The 12,390-nt window shown below is 37.5% G+C and carries 12 protein-coding genes and 2 tRNA genes; 5 read left to right on the plus strand and 9 right to left on the minus strand.

What is annotated here, in order from left to right:
* The first annotated feature begins 6 nt into the window (after nt 1-6).
* A complete protein-coding gene (locus H5115_RS02625; RefSeq protein WP_182753504.1) occupies nt 7-963 on the plus strand; it encodes a PDR/VanB family oxidoreductase in 957 nt (318 codons plus the stop codon).
* Between the two features lie 69 nt (nt 964-1,032).
* On the opposite strand, the gene H5115_RS02630 is transcribed toward H5115_RS02625, so the two are convergent.
* The 3 genes from H5115_RS02630 to H5115_RS02640 form a co-directional block, all read right to left on the minus strand.
* Nucleotides 1,033-2,385, minus strand: a complete 1,353-nt coding sequence (locus tag H5115_RS02630; protein WP_404936117.1) for an MFS transporter — start codon at nt 2,383-2,385, stop codon at nt 1,033-1,035.
* A 244-nt stretch (nt 2,386-2,629) separates the two neighbouring features.
* Entirely contained in the window at nt 2,630-3,682 is a 1,053-nt protein-coding gene (locus H5115_RS02635; protein ID WP_182753508.1) for an aromatic ring-hydroxylating dioxygenase subunit alpha, read from the minus strand.
* A gap of 37 nt (nt 3,683-3,719) precedes the next feature.
* Nucleotides 3,720-4,667 carry a PDR/VanB family oxidoreductase gene (locus tag H5115_RS02640; protein WP_182753510.1) on the minus strand — a complete coding sequence of 316 codons (948 nt, stop codon included), beginning with the start codon at nt 4,665-4,667 and terminating at the stop codon, nt 3,720-3,722.
* Nucleotides 4,668-4,869: 202 nt separating this feature from the next.
* Between H5115_RS02640 and H5115_RS02645 the strand changes: the two genes are divergently transcribed.
* A complete protein-coding gene (locus H5115_RS02645) occupies nt 4,870-5,361 on the plus strand; it encodes a MarR family winged helix-turn-helix transcriptional regulator (RefSeq protein WP_182681183.1) in 492 nt (163 codons plus the stop codon).
* 417 nt (nt 5,362-5,778) lie between these two features.
* On the opposite strand, the gene H5115_RS02650 is transcribed toward H5115_RS02645, so the two are convergent.
* The 4 genes from H5115_RS02650 to H5115_RS02665 all read right to left on the minus strand — a co-directional run bounded on the left by H5115_RS02650 (nt 5,779) and on the right by H5115_RS02665 (nt 8,563).
* Nucleotides 5,779-5,855: transfer RNA gene (locus H5115_RS02650), tRNA-Val, on the minus strand.
* A gap of 120 nt (nt 5,856-5,975) precedes the next feature.
* A tRNA-Val gene (locus H5115_RS02655) sits at nt 5,976-6,052 on the minus strand.
* A 113-nt stretch (nt 6,053-6,165) separates the two neighbouring features.
* Nucleotides 6,166-7,230 (minus strand): DUF3080 family protein, encoded by a 1,065-nt coding sequence (locus H5115_RS02660; RefSeq protein WP_182753512.1) that lies wholly within the window; start codon nt 7,228-7,230, stop codon nt 6,166-6,168.
* The gene (locus H5115_RS02665) at nt 7,193-8,563 is read right to left on the minus strand and encodes an MATE family efflux transporter (RefSeq protein WP_182753513.1); all 1,371 of its coding nucleotides are present in this window, start codon (nt 8,561-8,563) and stop codon (nt 7,193-7,195) included. The genes H5115_RS02660 and H5115_RS02665 overlap by 38 nt, the downstream gene beginning before the upstream one ends.
* Before the next feature lie 128 nt (nt 8,564-8,691).
* Here H5115_RS02665 and H5115_RS02670 point away from each other — a divergent pair, with 128 nt between their 5' ends.
* Nucleotides 8,692-9,318, plus strand: coding sequence for a riboflavin synthase subunit alpha (locus H5115_RS02670; RefSeq protein WP_182753515.1), 627 nt, complete (start codon nt 8,692-8,694; stop codon nt 9,316-9,318).
* Nucleotide 9,319: 1 nt separating this feature from the next.
* On the opposite strand, the gene H5115_RS02675 is transcribed toward H5115_RS02670, so the two are convergent.
* A complete protein-coding gene (locus tag H5115_RS02675; protein WP_002962509.1) occupies nt 9,320-9,523 on the minus strand; it encodes a CPXCG motif-containing cysteine-rich protein in 204 nt (67 codons plus the stop codon).
* Nucleotides 9,524-9,626: 103 nt separating this feature from the next.
* Nucleotides 9,627-10,499, minus strand: coding sequence for a fructosamine kinase family protein (locus H5115_RS02680; protein WP_182753517.1), 873 nt, complete (start codon nt 10,497-10,499; stop codon nt 9,627-9,629).
* A 124-nt stretch (nt 10,500-10,623) separates the two neighbouring features.
* Here H5115_RS02680 and H5115_RS02685 point away from each other — a divergent pair, with 124 nt between their 5' ends.
* Together H5115_RS02685 and H5115_RS02690 are read left to right on the plus strand one after the other, a co-directional pair.
* Nucleotides 10,624-11,316, plus strand: a complete 693-nt coding sequence (locus H5115_RS02685; RefSeq protein WP_182753519.1) for a DUF445 domain-containing protein — start codon at nt 10,624-10,626, stop codon at nt 11,314-11,316.
* Nucleotides 11,317-11,541: 225 nt separating this feature from the next.
* Nucleotides 11,542-12,327 (plus strand): hypothetical protein, encoded by a 786-nt coding sequence (locus H5115_RS02690; RefSeq protein ID WP_002962505.1) that lies wholly within the window; start codon nt 11,542-11,544, stop codon nt 12,325-12,327.
* Nucleotides 12,328-12,390: the final 63 nt, after the last annotated feature.

The raw sequence follows: 12,390 nt of genomic DNA on the forward strand, positions 1-12,390 counted from the left end.
ATTAGGATGATTTCAGTTATTGTTAAAAATGTGGTCGTTGAAGCAAAGGCAGTTGTTAGGCTCGTACTTGGATGCGCTGACAATGAGGATTTGCCACCATTTGAGGCAGGTGCACATATTGATATAAAGCTACCAAATGGTTTGCTTCGTCAATATTCTCTATGTCGGTTACAGTGCGACCCACGTTACTACGAAATTGCAGTATTAAAAGATCCTCAATCTCGTGGTGGATCAGCAGAGGTACATAGCCTACAAATAGGGGATAGAGTCGAAGTAAGTGAACCAAAAAATCACTTTTCATTGCTGAATCCAAAGAAAAATACATTACTGATTGCAGGTGGAATAGGGGTTACGCCATTATTAACGATGGCTCAAACATTACATAGTTTAGGGACACCTTTCGCATTTCACTATTGCGCTAAATCTTCTGAAACTGCAGCATTTGTTGAAGCATTAAAATTAGGGTCGTTTAGCGATAAAATAGCGTTTCACTTTAGCCAAGAATTGCAATCGGGTCGTATGGATGTAGAACAGGTGCTAAGTGAGCATATTCATGATATTGACTTGTATATATGTGGCCCTGCTGAGTTTATAACATATGTATTAAATCATGCTCGTTTGCTGGGTTGGTCTGAGGAGAGATTGCATCGAGAGTACTTCGCCGCACCAGTGGTTGCTGAAAATATTTCAAAAGACACGTCATTCACTATAAAAATTGCTAGCTCAGGTAAACAGTTTACTGTAGGCGAAGGGCAGTCTATCTCTCAAGTGCTAGAGGTTAATGGGATATTTATACCAGTTGCGTGTGAATCAGGAGTTTGTGGCACTTGCCAAACTGGTGTAGTGGAAGGCAATCCGGAACATCGCGATGTTTTTTTAACAGACAAAGAAAAAGCACAAGGCAAGTTGATTATGCCGTGTTGTTCAAGAGCAAAAACAGGGTCCATAACACTCGATTTATAAATACACTTACACGTATAAAACGATTTATAATTACTTTTATACGTGTAACCCGTATCAGCAACGCATAATTTAGGCTTTCCCACGAAATGCCGAGATACAGCTTGCTAGAATTACAAAGCCTAAAGACACGTTAAACGCGAGTGAAATTGTACTCATTAAAGCATGACTATGTTGCGCTGAAAACGTGCTGTCCCCTAAGTAATAATGCACAATTAAATTTACCAAGCTCATTCCAAATAAATTACCAATTGTTCGTGATAAATTCATGGAAGAAGAGGCTACGCCTAACTCATTCTTATCTACAGCACCCATAATTGCATTATTGTTAGGCGTTGAGAATAAGCCAAAGCCAATACCTAACAATAACAGTGAGCCACTTATGTATGTGATACTTGAGTCCATAGATAACAGTGATAGTAAAAAAAAGCTGACCATAACAATTATACAGCCAAATGTAGCTATTATGCGTGGCTGTAATTTATCTGAAAGTTTACCAGACAATGGTGCCATAATGGCCATAGAAACCGCTTGCAGTAACACGATTTGGCCAGCATGAGAAGGACTTAACCCTTTAATATATTGCAGATATAAGCTTAACAAAAAAGCCAATGAAAAATTACTGGCGTACATTAAAAACGATGTAGACAGCGATAAGCTAAATACTCTGCTTTCTAAGAACATTTGTACTCTGATTAATGGTCGCCTGCTTTTACTTTGGTGAATAATAAATAATCCTAAGCTTATTACCGAAAGTAATGTTAAACCCCATCCAGTCATAGTGGGTAAATCACTGAGTCCTAATACTAAACATATTGCAAAGAGTGAGAAAAGCGCAGTACCCCACCAGTCAAACGAGGATTTTTTATCGTTTTTCCACTCACCATGTAAAAAAAGTTTAATAGCAAGTAGTAGCAGAAGGACAAGCGGAATTTGAGAGTAAAATACAGCCCGCCATCCCCATATTTCGGTGAGCCAACCGCCTATTGCAGGGGCTGCACTTAAGCCTATATACACACACGCTGCAGAGGTGCCCAGTGCCATGCCTCTTTTATTATCTGGCGTAATAGAAGTAATAATTGCAACACCAATACCAAAAATCATGGCACCTGCAGCGCCTTGTACAAAACGCCAAAAAAGTACCCATTCAATTGATGACGCAATAGCACACATCAGTGATGCTAGTGCATTTAGGCCTAAACCAAATGCATATACTCGTTTTCGACCATAGTTATCGGCTATTTTCCCGCAAGGCAGCATAAATATCACGCTACTAAGTAAGTAAAGGGTCGGCATCCAACCAATCATTTTAGCGCTTGCTTGTAAATCCTCTGCAAGATTTGGAATAGCTATGTTGACGCCGGCCATGCCGAGAGGTCCGATAATAGATCCGCTGCATACAATTATAAGCGCGATGGTAGTAATAGGGAGTTTAAACAAATATGATCCTTAAACGCATAGACTATAAAAATAATAAAAGGTGGTGTTTGAGAACATGGGTTTTTTAATGTGTTTATTATTGCCAATAGCAACAGAGGTAGCAAGCTGGTCTACTAAGTATCTACGTAATTTTTAATTAGCGTATTTTTGGTCCAATATGATGAGGTATTACTTTGTAGGCCATTGAAAAAGTAATACCGTATTTTTTTAATATAAATAAAACAAGCCTTTAAGCTTCACATAAGCGCTTAATTATTCGCCTAGCGTGATTTGCACCGGTATCAACATGGATATCAATCATAGGTTGCCCTTTAAAGTGCTTCATTGATTTGTGTTGCGCTTCAATAACCACTTTGTCTTCATTGAACGTGTAACGAGTTTGCTCTACTACTTTTTGTTTTACGTTTTCAATATCAGTTGTTGGGTTTGTTGATATAGTCCAAAAATAATGACATGTTTCTTCTGTCTCTGGAGTTATGCAATGTAAGCCACGCATATGAAAGCCGCCACGGTTAGGGTTAGTTACCGATTCACTGTTTGCGTCAATACCGCCAGTCCATATCCTTAAATGTGATGGATAGAATTCAATTTCTTGCCAGCGATCTATTTTATCTTTAAATGGATAAGCAGCTGTATATGTTGGTGGCGGGGTTGAATTTGGCATGTAACGTTTTACGGTCACTTTATCACCTATAGCTTCTACATCCATTTGTGCATGCATATGCGTTTTAGCGTCACCACCAATAGTTTTAAGGTGCACGTAACCTAGGTGGCTAAGATCGAGTAAGTTGTCATGTATGAGTTGAAATGGTGCTTGGTAGTGATATACATCACCATCGTAAACATATTTTTCGTCAGAATGATAAAGATAGCGAGGTGGGTCTTGAACAGGAGTTGAGCCTTGCTCTGAACCAAACCAAATCCAAATTAAATCATCTTGCTCTTTAAGTGTAAAAGGCATTACTTTTGCTTTTCTTGGAACTTTTTTTTGCCCTGGTACTTCAAGACATTGGCCTTGGCCATTAAATAATAGACCATGATAACCGCATCTCAATCCTTCTTTTTCAAGTGTTCCCATCGATAAAGGCAGTTGGCGATGGCAACAACGATCTTCAAGTGCGCTAGCATGGCCTTGTGCATCTCTAAACAAAACGATAGGGGTGTTTAATAAAGTGCGCGCTAGTGGCTTATCTGTTAACTCTTTGCTTAGTGCTGCTAAATACCACATATTAAGAGGAAAGGGTGTTTTAGCGTCCGAATTAGTTTGTGTATGTGTGGTCATAAGTGTCTCGTGTAAAGTTTAGTATCTAAAATTTTCTCTATAAATCTAGAGTTAAAGAATCGCTTAACGCTCTTGAACAACAGGGTGTGAACCTATCGTTTTTTGCCTTTTCATCAACAGTAAAAAATTCATCTCTGTGGTCAGGTATACCGCATGTCACAGAGGTAACGCATGTTCCGCAAATTCCCATTTCGCACGATACGTCTAACTCAATACCCGCTTCTTCAATTGCTTCTAGTGCGGTTTGCTCTGCAGAAACATCAATTTCTAAGCCTGAGCGGCTCAAAATGAGCTTAAACGGAATGTTTTCAGAACTCTCAGCTTTAGGTTCTGCTTTAAAGTTTTCTTTGTGTAAGTACTCGTCTTTCCAGTGGTTTGACTTTGCACTGTCAAAAATATATTGCATATAAGTTGCTGGGCCACATGTGTATAAATGAGTATTCGTTTTAAATTCACCAATAAGTTCTTTGGCATCTTTTTTTGGTTGGGTTGAAAAGTGAAAAAATACCTTTTCAGAAAATGAACACTCTAGCAATTCTTGATAAAAAGCAGCCTCTACGGGGGATTTAGCATGATAATGAAGCTCAAAATCAACGCCGTTAATATCAAGCTCTCTTGCCATTGAGATTATCGGAGTAATGCCTATACCGCCTGCGAATAATAGTGCTTTATTATGAGTTAAATTGAGTGCAAAGAGGTTGCGAGGATCAGAAATTGATAATGTATCACCGACTTGCACATCAGAGTGAAGTGCAATTGAGCCTCCTCGTGAATTGGCATCTTTTAATACCGCTATTTTATAAAACTCATCGGATTGAGGATGGCTGATAAGTGAGTACTGACGAGTTATTTTATCATTAAGCACCACATCAATGTGGCTACCCGCATCAAATTTAGGTAAAGCTTGCCCATTTATAGGTACTAGCTCAAAACTGACAGTATTAGGTGTTTCAACCTTTTTACTGCGTACGTTTACTGAAAACATAAAGTTCCTAATGTTTGTTACTTTATGTTTATAATGTTGAATTATAGTTGAGGTGTCAACTATAATTTGGGTGTAGAGATTAACTTAGTGTTAACGTTATGAATGTAAAACTCTTAGATCGTAATAAGCAATGATCATAAATAGTTTTAATCTCAAGATTTACCTAGTAAAATTTATTTATACCTAAAAATTGGAAAAACCAATGCCTTCTAAACCCAAAGAACCTAGTGCTAAGCAGCTAGATCTTGAACGTTATATACCTGCGCTTGTAAATTTTCTTTCTAATAAACTCTCAAGTGGTGCATCTGTATGCTATCGAAAAAACTTTAATGTAGGCGTTATTGAGTGGCGTGTATTAGCGATGCTGAAAGTAGAAACTAACATTTCTGCAAATCGTATTTGTCAGGTGATTGGCCTAGATAAAGCAGCTGTTAGTCGAGCTTTAAAACAATTACAAACGTTAGGCCATATTAGCTTTATAAAAAATGCTAAAGATGGTCGTTCATCATTAGCAAAGCTGACGGAAAAAGGTGAAAAGTTACATGATAAAATTCTCTATGTAGCTTTAGAGCGAGAAAGATTGTTATTACAAGGGGTTTCACAAAAAGAGCTTGATACACTTATTGAGGTATTGTTAAAACTAAATAAAAACATTAAGCAAGTAAATGAGTTTAAGGTAAGTAATACCACATAGGGACTCTTTGTTGTGATTCAATAAAACCGGACACTAATTTAGGTGGTATTATTACCACTCAATCTAAACTAATGTAAAGTTATACACTTGCTAAGAAGTGGTCTATTTTAACTGAAAATAGCTTTAGGCGTTCAGATATTGTTTTAAGAACAACTCGATGAAAAGCATAATATTTAGGACGGTTTTTTGGATTTGGCTCTAGTTAGTTCTAAATTTTGAATACAAAATAATAAAAACTTAGAATTTAAATTCAGCGTAAAAATTATATAGATAGATTATTTAGGTTTTTAACCGTTTGAAATGTATAGTTTAATTGGTACGACTGAGTGGGTTCGAACTGCTGACCTTTGGACCGGGTGATCAAGAGTAGGTAGTGCTTATTTTTCGGTATTTTTAGTTTTTTTTATTACTTTGAAGTGGTACGACTGAGTGGATTCGAACCACCGACCCCTACCATGTCAAGGTAGTGCTCTAACCAACTGAGCTACAGTCGTACAATTTTTGAGGTTTTACTTAAATGTTGGTACGACTGAGTGGATTAGAACTACTGACCTTTGGACCGGGTGATCAAGAGTAGGTAGTGCTTTTTCCTTCAATTATACTTTTTTAAATGTTGGTACGACTGAGTGGATTCGAACCACCGACCCCTACCATGTCAAGGTAGTGCTCTAACCAACTGAGCTACAGTCGTATTACTTTATTTAAGTAAGTGTTAATTGCTTAACAACGGCGGCTAATATATAGCGTGGCGGTTGGTGAATCAAGCAAGTTTGTTGTTTTTGAGTTTATTTGCCGTTTTTTTATTCATATTGGGCTTATTTCACACGTTTTATAAAAACCTTGCCACCAAACCACATGTTTTTTAGCTGAGCTTTTAAGTAAGTTCAGTAAGTTACTTGTCGAGCCCGTTTTTACTAAGTTATTAATTTGAGGGCTTGAGATACTTTCGTTAAACCAAAGCTCGTTATAAAGCGGTTGCAGTACCTCTAGATAACCAGTTAATTGCGCTTGATAGGGCTGAATTTCTTTTAGGTAAAACTTTTGAAATACGTTGCTTATGATTTTTGCGTTTTTATTATTTTTATCCTCTGGGCACAGCGTATTAAAGTTTAGTGTTTTTACAAACTGTGTAGCGTTGTTATTTAACACGACCTGCATGCGGACTGATTGAATGAGTGCTTGGTTAAATTGAAATTTATTAAGCTGCTCGAGTGCACTAAAAATAGAGTCGCTATTAATTGTACTAAACTCTTTAGCCTTAATTTGCTGCTTAATGAGTGCAAGTTGCTTTAGCGCAAATACGGTATCGCGAAAACCAGCGGGTTCTGTAGTGAGCTCGTTTGAGGTGAGTTGCCAGGTACGATTTAACTCAGGTTCTTTAAATAACATGGTATTAAAAAAGTACATTAGGTGTGTTTCTTTATAGTTTTTGGCTGCGAGTATTTTTGTGTAACTAGGGCTATTTTTATCAAGCGTATTTAAGCAAACCTGCGCACTTTTAATAAAGTTTATTTGATATTTTAATTGCCCAGCAGCGCTGGCTGTTTTTCCTAATTGGTTATTGTGCTCACTTATAAGCACGTTAAGCTTACATTGGCTAATGCCAGCAAGCTCAACAATACTCAGTGTTAAGTCACTTTGTGCTATTAGGGGAGGCTGCAGTAAGGGGAGTTGCTTGAGTGGCGCAGGCTGTGTTGGGCTTCTATCAACTGTGCTACTTAAGCGTTCAATATAAGTAACGTTTACACTACTTTGTGGTTTGTTGCAGCCAGTAAGCATTAAAAAACACATTACCAGCAAAGCAGCTGGTAATGTTTTAAGGCTGAGTTTATTAGTTTTGATTGAGTGAATCACTGTTAACAAATTCATATTTTAGACGCTTTCTTACTGTTAGCATTAATAAAATAGCAGCGACACTAAGGCCTACTATTATTCCAACCCAAAAGCCATGCGGCCCCATAGCTGGCACAATTATATCTGTTTTTGCCAATACGTAACCTAAACAAAAGCCGATTAACCAATACGATATAAACGTAATATACGATATAGGCGTGGTGTATTTTAACCCACGGAGCATCCCATTTGCAGCAACCTGTAATGCATCGGGTAACTGGTAGACACACGCTAATATCATAATTGATGAAGCCAGAGCCATTACTGCGGGACTGTCGGTATAAAGTTGGCTAATTAAATCACGACCTGTAAAAGTCATAAGTGCCAAAAATAGTGCAATTACAATAGCTAATATGTAACTAGTCGATACGGCAACTTTTAACTGCTGTAAATTATTTTGACCATATAGATTACCAATACGAATACTTATAGCGATAGAGAGGCTCAGCGGCATCATAAACAGCAATGTAGTTACACTCGCTGCTATTTGATGCCCCGATACAGCCACCGCACCTAAATGAGCAATAAATAGCGGTATACATGCAAATAAAGTGACTTCAAAAAAGGTGGCCAGTGAAATTGGTATACCTAACTTCGTAATAATACCAATGGTAGTGAAATTAGGTTTTTCGAATGATGAAAGAAGGCCTTTAGCATCTACCTTTTTACTCATTTGGCAGTAAGTAACTTGTGCTATTGCCATAACAGTTAAAACAATTGCTGTGGCAATGCCACAGCCTGCGCCGCCATAAGCAGGAAAACCAAATAAGCCATTTATGAAAATATAATTTACTGGAATATTAACGGCTAAACCTAATAGGCTTATGTAAAAGGCGGGTTTGGTCATCCCCATGCCTTCGGTAACGTTTCTGTATACTGTAAAAATTAAAAATCCAAACACACCCCATTTCACAAAATGGATGTAGTCAATGGCAAGGTTTGCAATAACAGGCGTTGTATCGAGCTTTAAAATAATGGCATCTGCTAAATGGGCAATACCAAAACCTGTAAAGCTTAAAATAGCGGTTAAATAAAGCGCTTGTTGAAAATAGTGGCTAATGCCTTTGCGGTCATCACTGCCCGAAAACTGCGCAATAATACCAGTAAGCGCTAATAAAATACCTTGCAGAGCAAGTAATAATGGGTTCCATATTCCTGTTGCAATAGAAAGTGCAGCTAAGTCAGTAGGGCTAACTTGGCCGGCCATAATTGTGTCGACTACCGACATTAAAATAAGTGTAACTTGTGCTAAAAAAACAGGTAAAGCTAGGGAAAGTAAACGCTTGGCTTCCCAATTGCAAAAGGTCATAAAAAAAGCTATTAAATAAAACAGGCAGCAATTGTAATCTATTGCGTTTCAAATAAAAATCACAGTAGTGAATGATTTTATGAGTTGATACGTTAAACTAGCACTTTGTAATAATTTTAAGTGATTTTATGTTTACAGGAATAGTGCAAACACAAGCAACAGTGGTCTCTAAAACTCAAGCTGATGGTGTGTTACGCTTAGTTGTATCGGTGAGCGATGAGTACGTTAAGCATTTAGATTTAGGCGCTAGTATTGCTATTAATGGCTGTTGTTTAACGGTTGTGCAAGTTGAGCTAAGTAATCATGATGTGGTGGCGCAAGTGCATTTTGATGTGATTGACGAAACCCTAAAGTTAACTAATTTAGGCCTGCTTGAGCTAGGTAGTTTAGTAAATTACGAACGCTCTGTTACGTTTGGTACTGAGCTAGGTGGGCATATAGTGTCTGGGCATATTCATTGTACGTCACAAATCTCTCAAATAGTGAAGCTTGAGAATAACTGCAAAATACAATTAAGCTTGCCAAAAGAGTGGCAAAAGTACGTGTTATATAAAAGCTTTGTTGCTATAAATGGCGCAAGCTTAACCGTAGGCGAAGTTGATGAACAAGGTTTTTGGATACACCTAATTCCGGAAACGCTCGCCATTACAAACATTGGTGCAGCGCAAGTGGGTGACAAGTTTAATATTGAAGTTGATCAGCAAACTTACACTATTGTAAATACGGTAGAGAACTACTTACGCCATCAGGCTTAAGTTAAAATATTTGTTCGTCGTCACTGTCTACGTGTAGCTCCAATTTATTGTTAGCATGGTCTATATGCATATTTAAATGAATTGGGTTACAGCAGGCAGTGCAATCTTCTATATAGTCTTGATCGCCGCTGCTTGCGTCTAAGTCTAGATGTATGTGGTGACCGCAGTGTGGGCACGTTATTCGTTGTGATAAAAAATCTTTCATAATCACTCCAGTTATAAATAATTAAGTTAGGTTCAACTTAATCGCTTACAGATGAACGTCTACTTACTCATTAAATATAGTGCTGAAATGCAGCTTATGACACTTATTTTATATCTTCAAATACCAGCTTTTCTATATGTTGTTTCGCTTCAGTAAGATAGTGACCGGCAAAGATGTTGGCATGATTTAAAATGGGGTATAGCTGGTATATTAACTTACGTTTTTCGTAATTTTGAGAAAGCGGGTAGTGCGCATTATAGGCGCTATAAAAGTCTTTAGGCAGTGGGGCAAATAGTTCGCTCATTGCAATATCCACTTCCCGATCACCATAATAGCAGGCAGGGTTAAATATTGTTGGTTCTGCTTTTAAAAATCCCATATTGCCACGCCAAAAATCGCCATGCAGTAATGAAGGTTGTACTTGATGACCATGTAGTTGCTCTTTTACGGTATTAATTAAGCGTTCGGGCTCAATTAAGTTAATGCCTTTTTCAGCGAGTAGCTGTAATTGCCACCCTATACGTTCTTCGGCGTAAAATACATCCCACTTTTTGTGCCAGCGGTTTGGCTGTATGGTTGTGGCTAGGTAATTGTCAACATCAAAACCAAACATAGCTTGGTCATGTTTTTGATGCATTTTAGCGAGGTTTCGTCCCATATTAGTCCACGTGTCGTGGGGTTGTTTATCTAAAACAAGCCACTGTAAAACAATAAACGAAAACTCTATATTTGCACCAGTTGTAATACATTCAGGTACTTTAAAATTACTATTTTGCGCCAAAAGCTTTAAGCCAACAAATTCACTTTCTAAACGCTCGAGCTCGCTTTTTAGTGCTATTTTAACGAAGTAGTTATGCGTACCATTGGTAATATGAAATAGTTTGTCGGTGTTTGTACTTTGTAATTGGCGTTTGTAGGTGTGCTTAAAGTCAAAATTAATGGCTTGGCTGATGTGCTCATTTACTGTTTTCCACATAACAATTGCTCGCCTTTTAAACAGGTACTTAAACTATGGCAAAAAGGTATTAATTTAACAATCTAAACGTTGTAAAATTAACGGCTATATTGAATAAAATTACACTTACTGTAGTGGAGTTAAAATGAACAAAAGTTTAATAACCAATTTGCTAGCGGGTTTATGTGTTGTTGTAGGTTTTATGTTTAACCAAGCAATTTTGTTGTCTGTTGGTTTATTTGCACTTTCTGGCGCGGTAACTAATTTATTAGCTATTCATATGTTATTCGAAAAGGTCCCGTTTTTATACGGTTCAGGTGTTATAGCGCTTAAGTTTGAAAGCTTTAAAGTAGCTATACGAAACTTAATATTAACGGAGTTTTTTTCAGAGCAAAAAATTAATAATTTACTCAATAAAGCGCAGCCTAATATCGACTTTGAGCCAATAATTAGCAATGTTGATTTAAACCCTGCATTCGACAATTTGTTAGAGGTAATAGAGCAGTCTCAGTTTGGTAGTATGCTAGGAATGTTTGGCGGTACAGCGGCAATAGAGCCGATGCGTGAAAAGTTTATTGAAAAAATGCAGTTGTCGCTTAGTGAGATTTCTCAAACTGACGACTTTAAAGCATTAGTAAGCCAAACACTTTCACAAGGTAATAGCGCAGAAAGCCTACATAAAACGGTGCTTAAACTAGTTGATGAGCGCTTGGATGAGCTTACTCCTAAAATGGTTAAAGAGATTATTCAGACCATGATCCGCGAGCACCTAGGTTGGCTTGTAGTATGGGGCGGTGTGTTTGGTGGTTTATTTGGTTTAATAGCGGCCGTTATTTAAATCTAGCGACTAATAAAAAACATAATCATTCTATTGCATTAAATAGTGTACTTACTGCGTTAAAAATTATTTGTATAGAATAACTACACGTTGTTATTTGTGCCTGTTATTGCACTACTTTTTAGCGAAATAATAGAGCACTAATTTAATGCAATTGGTATAACTTATTTTTTCAGGCTGTTATTATCGCCCCCATAATTTAGTCGTGTTTTTCTAGGAGCAACGGTGAGCAAAACGTTAGCCAGTTATTATCAGCAAGCATACGCGTGCGATCAGCAGCATTTTAATCAGTGTTTTTATTGTGGCTGTGAAGCAACAGAGCGCGATCATTGTCCGCCACTGCATATGCTACAAAGTATTGTTGATTTAGGTGAAGAGGCTGACTTTATCTCTATCCCTGCGTGTTATGAGTGCCACGCACTTTTACATAACGAAAGGCTGATGACGATTGATGAGCGCTTTACCAAGCTTAAAAAAAAGCTCTCAAATAAATATGCTAAACCACTGCGCGTTTATAACATGTGGGAAGAAAGCGAACTTGGCGACATGAGCGACGAGTTTGCCCATAGTATTCAAGCGGGTATGAAATTAGGAAAAGAAGCCGCTGAGCGTTTAGCCTTTACGGGTTTTAGCTATGCCACAGAAGATGCCAAAGTAGCCGTGCGCGAAAAAACAAAAGAGTTTGATGTAGAGGGCATGATATTTACCGACTTTAAAGAAGCGTTAAATTACTGCATTAACGATTTAAATGTTCAAAAAAGCGACTTTTATAAAATTTTGGTTGAAGACTACCAAGGCGATTTTAATAAAGCATTGAGCCAGTATCGTCATCGTCATGACAAAGTAACTGCGGCTAAAGATGGTAATACACTTATTAAAGATTTTTCTAAGCTACATAAGCAAAATTCTGATTTTGTAACGCGTACGGTTAAGCACTTTATTAGTAAAGATCCCTCGCTTACCACCGAAGGTGCGCTTGAAAAGTTGTATAACAATTATATAAAGAAATAATTACAGAAATTCATCTTAATTAACTGCGTTTTCACCTGTTTTTTTGGCTTTATCCTTTAGGTT

The organism is Pseudoalteromonas sp. SR44-2 (assembly GCF_014163745.1).
Classification (GTDB): domain Bacteria; phylum Pseudomonadota; class Gammaproteobacteria; order Enterobacterales; family Alteromonadaceae; genus Pseudoalteromonas; species Pseudoalteromonas distincta.